At 66.0% G+C, this 15,716-nt stretch carries 16 protein-coding genes; 7 read left to right on the forward strand and 9 right to left on the reverse strand.

What is annotated here, in order from left to right:
* Positions 1-14: 14 nt before the first annotated feature.
* The 3 genes from DPM35_RS08085 to DPM35_RS08095 form a co-directional block, all read right to left on the reverse strand.
* A complete protein-coding gene (locus DPM35_RS08085) occupies positions 15-389 on the reverse strand; it encodes a YciI family protein (protein ID WP_112127107.1) in 375 nt (124 codons plus the stop codon).
* Between the two features lie 93 nt (positions 390-482).
* On the reverse strand, positions 483-1,892 hold the full coding sequence (locus DPM35_RS08090; protein WP_112126751.1) for an ATP-binding protein: 1,410 nt from the start codon (positions 1,890-1,892) through the stop codon (positions 483-485).
* The gene (locus tag DPM35_RS08095) at positions 1,889-2,605 is read right to left on the reverse strand and encodes a response regulator (protein ID WP_112126752.1); all 717 of its coding nucleotides are present in this window, start codon (positions 2,603-2,605) and stop codon (positions 1,889-1,891) included. Before DPM35_RS08095 ends, DPM35_RS08090 begins: the two co-directional genes overlap by 4 nt.
* Positions 2,606-2,842: 237 nt before the next feature.
* Here DPM35_RS08095 and DPM35_RS08100 point away from each other — a divergent pair, with 237 nt between their 5' ends.
* From DPM35_RS08100 to clpS, 4 genes are all read left to right on the forward strand, one after another.
* A complete protein-coding gene (locus tag DPM35_RS08100; protein ID WP_112126753.1) occupies positions 2,843-3,151 on the forward strand; it encodes a hypothetical protein in 309 nt (102 codons plus the stop codon).
* Between the two features lie 38 nt (positions 3,152-3,189).
* A complete protein-coding gene (locus tag DPM35_RS08105; protein WP_112126754.1) occupies positions 3,190-3,489 on the forward strand; it encodes a hypothetical protein in 300 nt (99 codons plus the stop codon).
* Between the two features lie 153 nt (positions 3,490-3,642).
* Positions 3,643-3,969 carry a hypothetical protein gene (locus DPM35_RS08110; protein WP_112126755.1) on the forward strand — a complete coding sequence of 109 codons (327 nt, stop codon included), beginning with the start codon at positions 3,643-3,645 and terminating at the stop codon, positions 3,967-3,969.
* A gap of 128 nt (positions 3,970-4,097) precedes the next feature.
* Complete coding sequence (gene clpS, locus DPM35_RS08115) at positions 4,098-4,403, forward strand: ATP-dependent Clp protease adapter ClpS (protein ID WP_112127108.1); 306 nt, start codon at positions 4,098-4,100, stop codon at positions 4,401-4,403.
* A gap of 49 nt (positions 4,404-4,452) precedes the next feature.
* Here the strand turns inward: clpS and DPM35_RS08120 are convergent, their stop codons facing one another.
* The 4 genes from DPM35_RS08120 to DPM35_RS08135 are packed head-to-tail and all read right to left on the reverse strand — an operon-like array spanning position 4,453 to position 11,332.
* On the reverse strand, positions 4,453-6,540 hold the full coding sequence (locus tag DPM35_RS08120) for a hypothetical protein (RefSeq protein ID WP_112126756.1): 2,088 nt from the start codon (positions 6,538-6,540) through the stop codon (positions 4,453-4,455).
* Positions 6,541-6,543: 3 nt separating this feature from the next.
* A complete protein-coding gene (locus tag DPM35_RS08125; protein ID WP_112126757.1) occupies positions 6,544-9,357 on the reverse strand; it encodes a DUF4159 domain-containing protein in 2,814 nt (937 codons plus the stop codon).
* Positions 9,354-10,328, reverse strand: a complete 975-nt coding sequence (locus tag DPM35_RS08130; protein WP_112126758.1) for a DUF58 domain-containing protein — start codon at positions 10,326-10,328, stop codon at positions 9,354-9,356. The genes DPM35_RS08125 and DPM35_RS08130 overlap by 4 nt, the downstream gene beginning before the upstream one ends.
* Positions 10,328-11,332: an AAA family ATPase gene (locus DPM35_RS08135; RefSeq protein ID WP_112126759.1), complete on the reverse strand. Its 1,005-nt coding sequence runs from the start codon at positions 11,330-11,332 to the stop codon at positions 10,328-10,330. The genes DPM35_RS08130 and DPM35_RS08135 overlap by 1 nt, the downstream gene beginning before the upstream one ends.
* 154 nt (positions 11,333-11,486) lie before the next feature.
* Here DPM35_RS08135 and DPM35_RS08140 point away from each other — a divergent pair, with 154 nt between their 5' ends.
* The 3 genes from DPM35_RS08140 to DPM35_RS08150 are packed head-to-tail and all read left to right on the forward strand — an operon-like array spanning position 11,487 to position 14,028.
* Positions 11,487-12,131, forward strand: coding sequence for a DUF1285 domain-containing protein (locus tag DPM35_RS08140; RefSeq protein WP_112127109.1), 645 nt, complete (start codon positions 11,487-11,489; stop codon positions 12,129-12,131).
* Positions 12,131-12,763, forward strand: a complete 633-nt coding sequence (locus DPM35_RS08145) for a CoA pyrophosphatase (RefSeq protein ID WP_112126760.1) — start codon at positions 12,131-12,133, stop codon at positions 12,761-12,763. Before DPM35_RS08140 ends, DPM35_RS08145 begins: the two co-directional genes overlap by 1 nt.
* Entirely contained in the window at positions 12,760-14,028 is a 1,269-nt protein-coding gene (locus tag DPM35_RS08150; protein ID WP_112126761.1) for a CCA tRNA nucleotidyltransferase, read from the forward strand. Before DPM35_RS08145 ends, DPM35_RS08150 begins: the two co-directional genes overlap by 4 nt.
* A gap of 25 nt (positions 14,029-14,053) precedes the next feature.
* Here the strand turns inward: DPM35_RS08150 and DPM35_RS08155 are convergent, their stop codons facing one another.
* Both DPM35_RS08155 and DPM35_RS08160 read right to left on the reverse strand, forming a co-directional pair.
* Entirely contained in the window at positions 14,054-15,013 is a 960-nt protein-coding gene (locus DPM35_RS08155) for a S8 family serine peptidase (RefSeq protein ID WP_245431473.1), read from the reverse strand.
* Between the two features lie 78 nt (positions 15,014-15,091).
* Entirely contained in the window at positions 15,092-15,670 is a 579-nt protein-coding gene (locus tag DPM35_RS08160; RefSeq protein ID WP_112126763.1) for a hypothetical protein, read from the reverse strand.
* Positions 15,671-15,716 lie beyond the last annotated feature (46 nt).

Here is a 15,716-nt window from a genome sequence, read left to right on the forward strand (position 1 = left end):
GGCCAAAGCGTGTTTCAACCAGCCGCCAGCGCGGCGCCCGGCAGATAGAGCACGATCGGCCGGATCTCATAGACGGCGGTGGGGTTGACGCGCTTGAGGTCGCGCGCGGCGGTGATCGCTTCGTCCTGGTCGGCGCAGTCGAGGACATAGAGGCCGAGCAATTGTTCCTTGGTCTCGGCGAAAGGACCGTCGATGATCATGCCGTCGCCGGGACCGCGCAGCGTCACGGCCTCCGCGGTCGCGCCGAGCCTGGCCGCCGGGCCGAGCCTGCCTTCTCGGGTCAGCCTGTCGTTGAGCTCGAGCAGGTCCTTCATCAGCGCCGCATCCTCGTCGGACGTCCAGGACTGGACGGTGTCTTCGACGTGATAGGCAAGGATAGCGTAGAACATGATGCGGTTCCTCATGGCCAAGACCGGCGGCACTATCACCAGGAGAGCCGGCCGATCCAGTGGCGGATCGGGACCAGCAAGCCGCCTGCTGACTCAAGCTGCCACGGGCAGCCGCAGTTCGGTCAGCAAGCCACCGCCCGGATAGTTGGAAAGATTGACCTCGCCACCGGCGCCGCGGGCGATGTTGCGAGCGATGGTGAGGCCGAGTCCAAGGCCGCCGGTCGTGCGGTTGCGCGAACCCTCCAGCCGCACGAAGGAGGCGAACACCGCGTCCAGCTTCGCTTGCGGGATGCCGGGGCCCTCATCGCGGATCGACAGCGTGATGGTGTCGCCCGTTCGCCGCACGCCAAGATGCGCTTTCTTGCCGTAGGTCACCGCGTTCTGGATGAGATTGGTGATGCAGCGGCGCAGCGCCACCGGCCGCGCGATGCAGATCAGCCCGCGCGAAGGCGTCGCATCCTCGTCGAAGGACGCGTCTTCGAAAGAGTCCGCGACCGATTCCACCAGCGACCAGAAATCGATGCGCTCGGCCTTTTCCTCGGTCACCTCGAATTTGGCGAAGTCGATGACGGAGCTCGCGATGCTTTCGATGTCGGCGAGGTCGTGCGCAAGCGCATCTCGCGCGGGCGACCTGCGCAACAGTTCGAGGCGCAGGCGCATGCGGGTCAGCGGCGTGCGCAGGTCATGCGCCAGCGCCGCCGCAAGGTGCTCGCGATCCTCGACATAGTCGCGCAGCCGCATCTGCATGGCGTTGATCGCCTTCGCGGCGGCGCGAATCTCGCGGCTGCCGGTTTCGGCGATCGGCGGGCTCTTCAAGTCGTTGCCAATGCGCTTCACCGCCGTTTCCATCATCCGGTAGGGTGCGGTCAGGCGGTGCAGCGACCAGATCGACATCACGACGACCAACCCGGCGATCAGTGAATAGAGCGGCAGGCTGTCGACGCTGAGGATCGGCCCCGGAGGCGTGATCGGCTCGGTGAAATTCAGCCACTGTCCATCGGAAAAGCGCAACGATGCCGTGAGCTTGTCGCTCTGGGCGAAATCCGCACCCAGCACCAGCAGGTCGCGCTCGACCTGGCCGACATCCTTGTTGACCGCCTGGCCGGCCGGGACGTCGGACTCCTGCGTGGCCGGATCGCGCCGCACGCGCGCGTCTGTGATGCCGAATTTCGACAGGCGTCCGACCAGTATGTCCTCCAGCTCGGCCAATTCGTCGTCGCCGGCGATCGAAGAGGTGACGGCGGGCGTGTCCGAAACCGTCAGCGCATAGGTCGAGTTGAACAGGCCGGACGCGGTTGCCTTGCGCTCCTCGGGCGTGGCGTCGTGCATCAGCTGCACCAGCGAATAGGCGCGGTCGTTCAGCCGGTAGAGATCGACGATACCGTTGGCGGTGGCGCGATCTCGCGCGACGATGTAGAGCGTCGCGACCTGGCTGATCATGAGGCCGGCAATGACGATGAGCAGCACCCAGACAGGCAGGGTCTGCGGCAGGAAGCGTCTCATTCGGACGTGGTCTCGGGCAGGAACTGATAGCCGCCGCTGCGCACGGTCAGAATCAGTTTCGGCATCTTCGGATCGTCTTCCATCTTGCGACGCAAGCGGCTCACCAGGATGTCGACACTACGGTCGAAGCTGTAGCCCGTGTCACCGCCGGACAGCTCGATCAGCTGCTCGCGGGTCAGCACGCGCTGCGCGCTCTTGACGAAGGTCTGCAGCAGGTTGAACTCCGCCATGGTCAGTTCCACCCGGACGTCGTCGGGCGCCGTCAGGCGGCGTCGCGCGCAGTCCATGGTCCAGCCGGCAAAGCGGTAGACCTGCTTGGCGGCCGGACGACGCGGCTCGGCGCTGCCATTGCGGCGCAGCACGGCGCGGATGCGGGCCAGAAGCTCGCGCGGATCGAAGGGCTTGGGCACGTAGTCGTCGGCGCCCATTTCGAGGCCTACCACGCGGTCGGTCGTTTCGGTGACCGCGGTCAGCATGATGATCGGCGTGGTGTAGTTGGCGCGGATCTCGCGGCAAAGCTCGAGCCCGCTTTTGCCGGGCAGCATCACGTCGAGAACGATCAGATCAACCGGCGTGCGGCGCAGGACCGCTTCCATTTCAACGCCGTCGCCGGCCACCGTCGTGTGCAGCCCGCGCTTCTGGAAGAACTCCTGCAGCAGATCGCGTATGCCCTTGTCGTCGTCGACGATCAGTATGTGTGCATCGGATTTCACTGGAACCCTGTCATCTGTTGGCCAAGCAATCCCTTCGCCGACCACCCACACGATAGAATTCGGGCCACATCTTGGCCAGTGGCCGCTATCGGTGTGACGGCCGGCTCCCCCAGAAACAATCCAGAAACAAAATTCTACAGTCTGGAAAAACTGGTGAAAAATTTAAAGGCCATAACCGGTGCCGTGGCGGTCAAGTGATGGCTGCGACGCAAGTCTCCGGAGTAACGGACGAGATCAATGCAGAGGTTCTGGATCAGCGTGACGGGTGCTTTGCTCAGCATATCGCTCATCACGGCGGCGACCGGCGCCTCAACCACCGCAAAGGTCGCGCCACCGCTCACCCGGACCGAGCGTTGCACCAATCTGAGCCGTCAAGTTGACGAAGCCCTCGAAACCCATGCCGCGGCAACGCAGGTCACCGCGGCGAAGGCACTGCAAAGAAAGGGAGACCGGTTCTGCGCCAACAAGAAACAGGCGCAGGGCATCCGGATGCTCGCAAACGCTTTGAAGCTGCTTGGAGTGACACCGGTCGACCCAGATCAGTGACGCCCGACTCCCGACCCGCACAAAAAAGGAAGCAAGCCATGAAAAAGTCTCTCCTCTCCGCCCTCGGCCTCGGTGTTGCCCTGGCCTTCTCGATGCCGGCTCTCGGCAACGCCGCCGCCACCACGACCGCCGCTCCGGCCGCCGCCACCACGACGACCACGACCGCTCCGGCGGCCGACGCGACCGCGAAGCCCGCGCCGAAGAAGGTAGCGACGAAGAAAGTCTGCAAGCCGACCAAGAAGCACAAGTGCCCGGCCCCGAAGAAGGCGCCGGCGGCCAAGCCCGCCGCTGAGAAGCCGGCTGCTGCTGCAAAGCCGGCTGCCAAGAAGAAGCCCTGATCCAGATCTCGGCACCATTTTGACGAAGGCCGCTCCAGCCGGTTTCGGCCGGGGCGGCTTCTTGGCGGCAGGAGCCCGAAACCGGCAAGGCTTCAGCCGCACCGCGTTCAATCCTTAACCTGATCGCAATGCCGGTGCTGTAGGACAATCCGCATGAAGAAGCGGTTTTCGTCCCTGATGCGTTCGCTGACCCTCGGCGGTCTGATCGCCACCGCGGTGGCGCGCGCTTTGATCATCTTCACCGCCAGCCCCGTGCCGGATCCCGCCAGCGGCAGAACCGAACCCGAGCTCTTCGCTCCGCTGATCTCCTCCAGCTTCGACTACATCACGCCGGCACGATCCTGGCTCCTGATCGTGCTCACCGGCGCAACCGTCATAAGCTTTGTCGCCTGGATGGTCTTCGCGCTCCTGGAGCGCGGATCGGGGCTTGACGACGGCGGCTCCGGCAGGTCTCGCGCAGCCGGGCGCCATGGCCGTTGACCGGCAGCCAGCGCTTCCCCACATAGAGTTCATTGCCCTGGCCTTGTCGCCGTTGCGCCGTCAAATGGACGAGCGCGTTCCCGCGTGACAAAGTGATGTGAAACCCAGTTCATCGCTGGCGGATGCCGATGCCTGAAACAGTCCTCAAACCGCGCACCAAGACGCAGCCGAAAACAGAGCGGCCGAAGCTCTACAAGGTCATCCTGGTCAATGACGATTTCACGCCGCGCGAGTTCGTGGTGACCGTGCTCAAGGGCGAATTCAAGCTCAGCGAGGATCAGGCGCATCGTGTGATGATCACGGCGCATACGCGCGGAGTCTGCGTGGTCGCGGTGTTCACCAAGGATGTCGCAGAAACAAAGGCGACACGGGCGACCGACGCCGGCAAGGCCAAGGGCTATCCGCTGCTGTTCACCGTCGAACCGGAAGAGTAGGGGGCAGGCGCCTTTCCTTCTCCCACAAGGGGAGAAGGGGAACATGGCGCTACCGCCCCTCGCGATACCACATCGAGCCGATGGCGAGCAGCAAGAGGCCGAGGCCGAGGAAGCCGCCGAACAACGGCACGCGCGACACGGCCTTGAGCGTGCTGTCGTCGGTGGTGCGCAGGCCGATCCAGTCGTCGCCCGAAGCCGCCGCCGAGGAGCGGACCGGCACGATCGAGGGCAGCGTCACGCCGCCGGCGAGATTGGCGAGCGCGGATGACGGGGCCAGCCGCCGCACGCTGCCGCCGGTCGCTTCGGCCGGTGCCTTCAGCCGATCCTCGGTCGAGATCACGTCGGAGAATTCCGGCGCGTTGATCGGGCCAACATGGGCAAGCGCGGTCAAGTCGCCATTGCCGATCTGGTAAAGGCCGATCTCGCTGGTCCGCAGGCTGCCGGTGAAGATGCCGGGCTCGGCTTTCTCGAGCTTCACCGTCACCGTCTTGCCGGACGGCGTGATGACCTGAGCGGGACCCGGATCGTCGCTCATCGTCTGGCGGCGGATCTCCAGCACCATGCCGCGGCCGTCGGCGGTCAGCCGTTCCTCTTCCAGTTCCGGTTCCTTCATCAGCCAATGGGCGATGCGCCGGTAGAGCTGGACATGCGGGCCGCCGCCTTCGAAGCCGCGCGCCCACAGCCACCCCTGGTCCGACAGGAGCATGCCGACACGGCCTTCGCCCTTGCGGTCGAGCAGGAGCAGGGGCCGGTCGTCGGCGCCCTTCATCACCACTTCGCCTTCCGGATTCTTGACGCCGATGGTGCGGAACCAGCGGCTCCAATGCGGCGGCTCGCTTGCCGAGCCGTCGAGCCCACGCGTGACCGGATGGCGCTGGCCGAGATCGGTCAGGCGCGGATAGAAGGCCTTGTCCACCACCTCGCCGGTCGGCATGGCCGGCAGCGCGGCGTTAAGCGGCGTGCGGGCAATCGAGTTCTCCCCGGCATATTCGGGACCCGCGGCAATCAGCAGCGCGCCGCCCTTTTCGACATATTCGGAGATGTAGTCGTAATAGAGGATCGGCAGCACGTCGCGGTGCTGGTAGCGGTCGAAGATGATCAGGTCGAAATCCTTGATCTTCTCGACGAACAGCTCACGCGTCGGGAAAGCGATCAGCGACAGCTCGTTGATCGGCGTGCCGTCCTGCTTTTCCGGTGGGCGCAGAATGGTGAAGTGGACGAGATCGACCGACGCGTCCGACTTCAAAAGGTTGCGCCAGGTGCGCTCGCCGGCATGCGGCTCGCCGGAGACCAGGAGCACGCGCAGGTTCTCGCGGATGCCGTCGACCAGGGCGATCGCCCGGTTGTTGGCGTCGGTCAGCTCGCCGGGCTCGCGGTCGATGCCGAGCTGGACGATGTTGCGGCCGGCATTGGGAACGGTGACCGAGAGCTTCATCGGCTGGCCGACGGTCGCGTGCTCGACCGAGACCTGCTCGCCATTGACCGAGACCCGCACGTCCACCGGCGCGCCATTGCCTTCCGTCGAAATGACACGGTAGGTCATGTCGAGCGGCTTGCCGACGAGACCGAAGCGCGGCGCGTTCTCGAAGCGGATGCGGCGGTCCTTCTCATGCTCGCTGCCGGTGATCAGCGCATGTAGCGGCGCGTTGAATTCCGGCGTTCCGCCGGGTGCGTCATGCACCTCGCCGTCGGTGACCATGATCGCGCCGCCGATGCGCGACGGCGGCACGTCGCGGAAGGTGCCCTCCAACGCGCTGAACAGCCTGGTTTCGGTGCGTTCGTCGGCGGCTTCGGACTTGCCAGCCTCGACGACGCGGACATCGAATTGCTTGAAGCGGCCGAGACGCTCCTGCATCCCGGCCAGCGCCTCGTCGGTCTGCCTGGCGCGGTCGCCGATATCCTGGCTCTGGCTGCGGTCGACGATCAGCGCAACGACGCTCTTCAGCGCCTCGCGCTCCTCGGCGAGGAACACCGGGTTGAGCAAAGCCGCGGCAAGCGCGAGCAGCGCGATGAAGCGCAGCGCCGAACCGCGCTGGCGGAACCACAGGCCGACCAGCGCCAGCAGCAGCAACGGCACGAAGAGCAGGCCGAAGAGCGGCCAGGAGACGAGCGGTTCGAAGGAGATCGACCAGTTCATGAGCTACTGCCCCAGCCGTTCGAGCAGCACGGGCACATGCACCTGATCGGATTTGTAGTTGCCGGTCAGCATGTACATCATGATGTTGACGCCGGCGCGCAGCGCGTAGACGCGCTGCATCGGGTCCGGCGGCACGGTCGGCAGCATCGGATCGCCGTTCTCGTCGACCGCCCAGGCACCGGCGAAATCATTGGCGGTGATCATGATCGGCGAAACGCCGTCGCCGGTGCGCACGGGTCGGTTCTCGGTGTTGCTGGCGTCGAGCGAGGCCTCGACCCAGAGCGGGCTGCCGCTGAAGCGGCCGGGGAATTCCGGAAGGATGAAGAAGGATTTGGTCAGCACGTGGTCCGACGGCACCGGTTCCAGCGGCGGTACGTTGAGATTGGCGAGGATGTCGCGCAGCCGCTCGGTTGCCGGGCTCGCCGAGCCGGCGCCGATGCCGTTGGAGAACTGGTCGCGCGTGTCGAACAGGACCGTGCCGCCCTGCTGCATATAGGCATCGATGCGGGCGATCGCCGCCTGGCTGGGCATCGGCGCCGATGCATCGATCGGCCAGTAGATCAGAGGAAAGAAGGACAGCTCGTCCTTGGCGATGTCGACGCCGGCCGGCGGGCCGGGCTCGAGCGCGGTCTTCTCGATCAGAAAACGGGTGAGGCCTTCAAGGCCGGCGCGGCTGATCGAATCGACGCCCGGCTCGCCGGTGATGACATAGGCGATGCGGGTTTTTGAAATGTCGTCGATCGCCTGGGCGTCGCCTGGCTTCGAATCGTCGGCGCGGGCCAGATCGGCGTGGCCGAAGAGGCCACCCAGCACGACCAGAACGGCCGCTGTGGTCGCCACGGCCGCGCGGCGCGGCCGGCGCGCCAGCAGGCCGCCCATCCAGAACACGGCCAGAGTGTCGAGCGCCATCAACAGGAGCGCGACGGCGACCAGCGGGCCTTTAAGGTTCTCCGATTCGTCGAAGGCATAGGGGATGGCGCTCACCGGCAGCGAAACCTGTGGGCGAACAAGCGGCGCGAAGCTGCTCGACGCATCGAGAAGATTATGCGCGAAGACGCCGGTCTCGGAGCCGTAAAGGCCGGGCGGGTTCTCCAGCGTCACCGGCAGCGGACCAGCGCCGGGCACCAGCGGCCGGGCATCGGGCGAGGGCGGTGTGAGCATGCCGTCGGCGCCGATCATACGGTAGGGTGCCAGCGACGCGGCAGTGGCTTCGGCATTGGCGATCGCCGCGCCCTGGTTGCGCGACAGCTGCACGACGCGCCGCAGCATCTCGACGAAAGTGCCGGAAATCGGCAGGTTCGACCAGGTCGCCTCCGGCGTGACATGGAAGAGCACCAGCGTGCCCTTGTCCTTTCTCATGCCCGTCACCAGCGGCGTGCCGTCGGCAAGCGTGGCCCAGGTGCGCTCGACGATGTCGGGCGTCGGCTCGGCCAGAACCTGCCGGCTGACCGTTACCTCGGAGGGCGGGGAGAGATCGGCGAAGGGACCGTTCTTCGGGAATTCGGTGACCGCCTGCGGTGTCGTCCAGGACAGCGCGCCGCCGAGCGCCCGCTCGCCGCTGCGCAGCCGGACCGGCAAAAGGTCGTCGTCATTGCCGGCCGCGGCAAGACGTGGGCCGGCAAACCGCACCAGGGTGCCGCCCTTGTCGACCCAGTCGACCAGACGCTGCTTGACCTGCTCCGGGATGGTGCCGACATCGGCCATGATGATCATCGCCGGCTTCTGGTCGAGAAGCTGCGGGATGGCATCGGCGAGATCGGCGCTCGACGGCTCGACCAGATCGGCAAAAGGCTGGAGGGCACGGCGGATATAGTAGAGCGGCGACAGAAGCGGCTGCGCCTGGTCGGCCTCGGTCTGCGACAGAAGGCCTACGCGGCGGCGTTTGGAGCTCTCGTCCAGCACGCGCACGGCGCCGGCCTGGTGCTCGCCGTCGAGTGCGATCGAGGCGAAGTCGTTGCGCAGCTCGAAGGGGACCGCCATCGTCGCCGTCGCGGTGGCTTCGCCAGGCGCAAAGGTCAGCGTCGCATCGGCGATGCGGCGGCCCTTGTCGTCGAAGGCGCCCGCGCTGACCTGCGCCGGATTGCCTGGCGCGCGGATGGCGGTCAAGGCGAAGCCGTCGACCTGGTTGTCGGCGCCAATCAGGCCGGTCAGGGAGAGCCGGTCGGACGTGGCCCAGACCAGCCGCTTCGCGTTCTTTTCGAGCAGCATCTTGAAAGCCGCTTCGTCGCCTTTGGCGGCAAGGCCATCGGCGAGCACCGCAACGCTGGCGCCGGGCAGGCGCTCCAGCGCCGCGGCGACGCGGGCATAGACGGCGGGCCTGTCGGTCGGGATCGGCCGTGGCTTGGCGGCGCGCAGATGGTCGAGCGCGGCCGAGGCATCGAAGGGGCCGATCTCGGCGTTGGGCTTCTCGGCGGTGAAGGCGATCACGATCGGCACGCCGTTCGATCCGGCGTCGGCGATCAGCCGCTGGGCGGTGGCGACGCGCTTGCCCCAGTCGGCGGCGCTTGCCCAGCTGTTGTCGATGACAAGCGCCACGGCGGAACCTTCCGCCGGCAGCTTTTCGCGCGGATTGAAGACCGGTTCGGCCAGCGCCATCACCACAAGCGCCGCCATGAGCAGCCGAAGCAGCGTCAGCCACCACGGGCTTTGCTGCGGGGTTTCCTCGCGTCTGAGGACCCGGGCCAGGATCTTCAACGGCGGAAAAACTTCCGTCTGCGGCTTGGGCGGGGTGAGCCTGAGCAGCCACCAGATCACCGGTAGCGCCAGAAGGCCCCACAGCACCATGGGCGCCCCGAAGGAAAGCGGCAGCCAGCTCATGCGACCGCCTTTCCGGTGGTCTGCGGGGCATGACCTCTATCGGTCAGCCCTGCATGACCTTTATCGGTCAGCCCTGCATGACTGCCGTCGGCGGTCATTGCCATGTGGACGCGCACCAGCGCTTCGGAAGCGAGACGGTCCGTGTGATTGACGGTAAAGCTCCAGCCGAGACGCTTGCACCACGCGGCCAGCTCCTCGCGGCGGGCCCGGTAAAGCAGGCGGTATTCCTCGGCCAGCATCTCGGCGCGGCCGGCGGTCAGCTTGTCGCCGGTCTCCGGATCGGTGAACTCGGTGCGGCCGGCATAGGGGAAGGTTTCCTCGGCCGGGTCGGCGACCTCGATAAGATGCGCGCGCACGCCATGGCGAGCAAGCACCTCGAGCCAGGTCATGGTTTCCTCGACCGGGTCGAGGAAATCGCTGACGAGCACGATGTCGCAGAAGCGGCGGATGGCCGACAGGTCGGGTTTGGCCGGCAGCGCGGCGGCGTGGCTCAGCTGGGCGGCAATACGCTCGGCGCCGTTGCGGGCGGTGAACGGGTCGGTCAGGCCGGGCCAGGCGATGCGCTCGCCGCTGCGCGACAAAAGCTCGGCCAGGGCGAGTGCCAGCACCAGCGCGCGCGATTCCTTGGAAACGCCGGCGCCGGCGGATTTGTAGAGCATGGAAGGCGAGGGGTCGGCCCAGAGCCAGACCGTGTGCGCGGCTTCCCATTCGCGGTCGCGCACATAGGTATGGTCGTCCCTGGCTGAGCGGCGCCAGTCGATGCGCGAGGAATCGCCTTCGACATAGGGCCGGAACTGCCAGAAATTCTCGCCGATGCCGCGCTTGCGGCGGCCGTGCCAGCCGGCGATCACCGTGTTGACGATACGGCGTGCCTCGACCAGCAGGTCCGGCACCAGTGAAGCCCGCAACCGGCCGCGGGCGAGCGCGTCGCGCGTCGCAACCGGTGCCTGGACCTCGCCTATTCGACCCATCAGATGCCTTTTGCCAGCTTCGCCACCACGTCGCGCACCGAAGTGCCTTCGGCGCGGGCGGCGAAAGTCAGCGCCATGCGGTGCTGCAGCACCGGCTCCGCCAAGGCGCGGATGTCGTCCACCGACGGTGCCAATCGACCATCATATAGGGCGCGGGCGCGGGCGCACAGGGTCAGCGCCTGGCTGGCGCGGGGCCCCGGCCCCCAGGCGACATGCTTGTCCGTCTCGGCATTGCCCTGGCCGGGCCGCGCCGAACGCACCAGCTTGAGAATCGCCTCGACGACGCTTTCCGGCACCGGCATGCGGCGGATCAGCGTCTGGATCTCCTTCAGTCTCGCCGGCTGCAGCACCTTGTCGGCCCTGGCTTCGTCGATGCCGGTTGTTTCAAGCAGGATGCGGCGCTCCGCATCGATCTCCGGATAAAGGATGTCGACCTGCATCAGGAAGCGGTCGAGCTGGGCTTCGGGCAGCGGGTAGGTGCCCTCCTGTTCGAGCGGGTTCTGTGTCGCCAGCACGTGGAAGGGCGAGGGCAGGTCGTAGCGGGCGCCGGCTATGGTGACGTGGTATTCCTGCATCGCCTGCAGCAGCGCGGACTGCGTGCGCGGCGAGGCGCGGTTGATCTCGTCGGCCATCAGCAATTGCGTGAAGATCGGCCCGGAGATGAAGCGGAAGGAGCGCTTGCCGAACTCGTCCTGTTCCATAACCTCGGAACCGAGGATGTCCGACGGCATCAGGTCGGGCGTGAACTGGACGCGGCGCGAATCGAGGCCGAGCACGATGCCCAGCGTCTCGACCAGCTTGGTCTTGGCGAGGCCCGGCACGCCGACCAGCAGCGCGTGGCCGCCGGCCAGCAGCGCCACCAGCGTGCGCTCGACGACCGCTTCCTGGCCGAAGATCACCCGGCCGACCGAATCGCGGACCCTGGAGATGTCGGCCAGCGCCTTTTCGGCCTCCTCGATCATCGCTTTCTCGCTGATCGGGCTTTCCTTGATCATCACGCTCATGCCGTTCGATCCTTGTGGTTGGAAATGCCGGCCTGCATTCTCAATGTCGCAGGATGCCGCGATTCGGCTTCGCCTGGCGCCTGCATTCGAACTTAAATCACAGACTTGGGCGGACAAGGCTGACAATCGGGACAACAGTGACTATTTCGTGACCATGGCCGAACGCAGCGAACATCGTCAACAAAGCCCGAGCGCACAGAGCTTGACTAGCGCTACCGAGGCGCTCGGACTTGAGGCGCTGATTTCGCGTGCCGCCCGCGCGGGCAAGGGGCCGGCGCCGGTCGAGCGCTGGAACCCGGATTTCTGCGGCGACCTCGACATGGAGATCAAGGCGGACGGCACCTGGTTCTATCTCGGCACGCCGATTGGCCGCATGCCGCTGGTGCAGCTCTTTTCCAGCGTGCTGCGCAAGGATTTGGACGGAAAGACCTATCTCGTGACGCCGGTCGAGCGGGTCGGAATCCGCGTCGTCGACGCGCCCTTCATCGCCGTCGAAATGAATGCGTCCGGGAGCGGCGACGAACAAGTCATCACTTTCCGCACCAATGTCGGCGATGTGGTGACCGCCGGGCCCGGCCATCCGCTGCGCTTCGTCGACGAGAACGAAACCGGCGGGCTGAAACCCTATGTGCTGGTGCGCGGACGGCTGGAGGCGCTGGTGGCGCGGGCGGTGATGTATGAGCTGGTCGAGCATGGCGAGGAGATCGACATCGACGGCAAGGCGATGTTTGCCGTCCGCTCAGGCGGCGAGGTCTATCCGATCATGCCGGCCGACAAACTGAAACGGCTGAGCGCGTGATGGACCAGGTGACGCGGGCGCCGTTTTCGATTGCGGATTTCCGGGCGCGGGCCGCCGCGCAGGCCGCGATCACCCCTGGTGAGGATTTCGGCGATCATCGCTTCAATCCCGATCACCCCAGGCTCCAGCACGTCAAGCCGCTGCGGGACGCGGCCGTGCTCATCCCGGTCGTCGACCGCGCCGAGGGCGCCATGGTGCTGCTCACCAAGCGCGCCGAGAAGCTGCGCAGCCATTCCGGCCAGGTGGCGTTTCCGGGCGGCACGATCGATCCCACCGACCCCGGCCCCGAGGCAACCGCGCTGCGGGAGACCTTCGAGGAGATCGGCCTCGACCGCGACCATATCGAGATCATCGGCCGCATGCCGGATTATGTGTCGGGCAGCGGTTACCGCATCGTGCCGGTGCTCGCCGTCGTGCGTCCCGGCTTTTCGCTGACGCTCAACGCCGACGAAGTCGACGCGGCCTTCGAGGTTCCCTTGAGTTTCCTGATGGACCCGGCCAACCACACGCGCGACAGCCGCAGGTGGAACGATCTCGAATGGTTCTTTTACGATATGCCCTATGGCGACCAGCGAATCTGGGGCGTCACCGCCGGCATCATCCGCACGCTGTATGAAAGGCTTTATGCGTGAGCGTCGAGGTGTCCCTTTCGGGCCGGGCCGGTTGGCTTGGCGACAAGGCCCTGCAGCAATTGCTGGCCGCGCTGAAGCAGGGCGGCGAGGAAGCGCGTGTCGCCGGCGGCGCGGTGCGCAACACGCTGCTCGACCAGCCCGTGGCCGACATCGACATCGCCGCGACGACACTGCCCGAAGAGACCATCCGCCGCGCCGAGGCGGCCGGCTTCAAGACGGCGCCGACCGGCATCGAACACGGTACCATCACCGTCATTGCGGGCGGCAAGCCCTATGAAGTCACCACGCTGCGCGCTGATATCGAGACCGACGGCCGCCGGGCGAAAGTGACTTTCGGGCGCGACTGGAAGCTTGACGCCGAACGGCGCGACTTCACCATGAACGCGCTCTATGCCGAGGCCGACGGCTCGGTCGTCGATCTTGTCGGCGGCATTGCCGATATCGAGGCGCGGCGGCTGCGTTTCATCGGCGACGCGGAGGCACGCATCCGCGAGGATTATCTGCGCATCCTGCGCTTTTTCCGCTTCTTCGCCTGGTATGGCGACGGCCGGCCCGATGCCGAAGGCTTGAAGGCCTGCGCCAGGCTGAAGGAGGGGCTTGCCCAGCTTTCGGCCGAACGCGTCTGGTCCGAGCTGAAGAAGCTGCTGTCGGCTCCGGACCCTTCGCGCGCCCTGCTCTGGATGCGCCAGGCCGGCGTGCTGACCGCCGTTCTTCCGGAAAGCGAGAAATGGGGCATCGATGCCATCCACGGCCTGGCCAGGACCGGAAAGGATCTCGGCTGGGCCGCCGATCCGATGCTGCGGCTCGAGGCAATCGTCCCGCCCGATGCCGCGCGCATGAAGACGCTTGGCGAACGGCTGCGGCTTTCGAATGACGAGGCCTCTCGCCTGCGGCATTGGGCGCTGACCATCGCTCCGGACGCGAAGATGACCGAGACCGAACTGGCCAAGAAACTCTATTACGGCGACCGCGACGGCTACCTCGATCGTATTCGGCTGGCGCTTGCCGCCGCGCGGACGCGTGCCGTCGAGGACAATCAGGCGATGATGGAGGCGGGCGGCCTTTCGCGCCTGCTCAACTTCACGCTGAAGTGGGCAAAGCCGGTGTTTCCGATCAAAGGCGCCGACCTGACGGGCCTTGGCGCGTCACCGGGGCCGAAGCTCGGCGCGACGCTGAAGAATCTCGAAAGGGAATGGGTCGGGTCGGGCTTCATGCTGGAACGCGACGCGCTGATGGAACGCGCCGCGCAGGCTCTGGAAATTTAGTTCCAGCGGGAGCGGACGCCGCCTGTCAATGGATCGCCACGGGAGCCAGCGCCCGCGAGAGACTTGCCTCGCCCTTGCCGTAGATGGACGGGTCGTAATTGGCCAGCGTGTCGGTGCGGGCCGTGTTGAGCAGGTCATTGGTGATCTGAACCGGCGTCGCTTTCGTGAACTTGCTACCGATGATCGCGGCGTAGCCCGAGATGATCGGCGCGGCGAACGACGTTCCGTAAAGACCGGTCTTGTCGCCTTCGACGCCGACCACCAGGAAGTGGCTCTGCACCTGCGTATTGGTGCCCGCGTAGTCGGAATACCAGGCAAGCTGAGCCTTGTTGGCCGTCGTGCCGTTCGTCGATAGCGCGCCGACGAAGATCGCCGTCGATTTGCCGATCAAGGCGAGGTCGAGATAGTCCTGCTGGCCGTTGATGGCCGCGCCGACGGCGACGGCGTCGTTGCCGGCCGCCTTGGAGACGACGGCCGTTCCCCTGGTCGCATAGTTGATGATCGAGGCCTCTTCCGGGGCCCACCAGATCTGATTCACACTGTAGCCCGCGGTGGTGTACATGCCGTAGCTGAGGTTCAGCACGTTGAGACCGCGTGCCAGCGAGACGGCCGAACCCGTCGAGAAATCCTTGGAGCGGATGGTCGCCGATGGGGCGATCATGCTCGCTTCCTCGCGAGTCCATTCGCCGTGCCGCTGCGTCTGCACGCCGATGCCGAAATTGCCGGAGAAGCGCGACGTGCTGCTGAAGTCGTCGACCATGGTGATGGTGACGCCCTGGCCCTTGTAACCGGTGGCCCATGCGGCGCCGACGTCGGGGCTCATCCAGCTCTGCACGGCCTGCGTCGTGCGCGCGACCGGGATCGTGGCGCTCACGCAGATGGAGGAGCCGCCATGACAGAGGGCGGCCATCTCGTCCGGGCTGAGAGCCTCCTGCGCCGAAGCAATCGGCGCCGAAAGCATGGCAAGGGCGGCTGCAACGCCCAACGTCATTCCCCAGTTCAACGGGGACCGGGACGGGCGTGAATTCAGGCACGAGATGGTGTTCATTTGCGGCTCCCGCGATCAGAAAGTGAGACGATAATTCAACCAGAGATGCATGGTCTCCGGCTTGGCGCTGACCAGGTATTTCAAGGTTTCCTCCGGCGCCGTCATGCCCGCCGCGAGCCGGCAATTGACGCTGTAGGTGCCGAGGTCCCCATAGTCGGCTTCGCAAGGCTTTTCAGTGAGGCCGCCGCCGATGGTCGAGGTGACCGAAAGCGATAGCGTGCTGTTCGGGTTGGGATGGATCTGGGTGAGAAAGCCAAGCTTCAGGCTAGGCCCGATGCTGTATTTCTCGGCTTGCTCGCCGGTGCCGAACCCCCAGAGAAGGCCCGTATCGGGCGTGATCTGAGTGAGGAAGTCGACATGCATGTCGACCCAGCTCGCGTGATACCAACGGCTGAAGGAGACCCAGCTTCCGCTCTGCAATTCATAGCCGCCATTGCCGAGGCCCCTGGCCTTGTCGCTGAGCGGAGAGCCCTGATGGATATCGACGAGCGAGGTCGTCCATTCCTGGGCCAGTGCCGTGGACGCAAAGGAAGGAGCGCACAGAAGGAGCGCCGCCGCGCAGAGACCTGCTCCGATGTTGGACCGCTCGCGCATGCGCGAAGCACCTCGCCCCACCACTCCGGCCGGCGCCTTGATGGCG

This window comes from Mesorhizobium atlanticum (assembly GCF_003289965.1).
GTDB lineage: Bacteria > Pseudomonadota > Alphaproteobacteria > Rhizobiales > Rhizobiaceae > Mesorhizobium > Mesorhizobium atlanticum.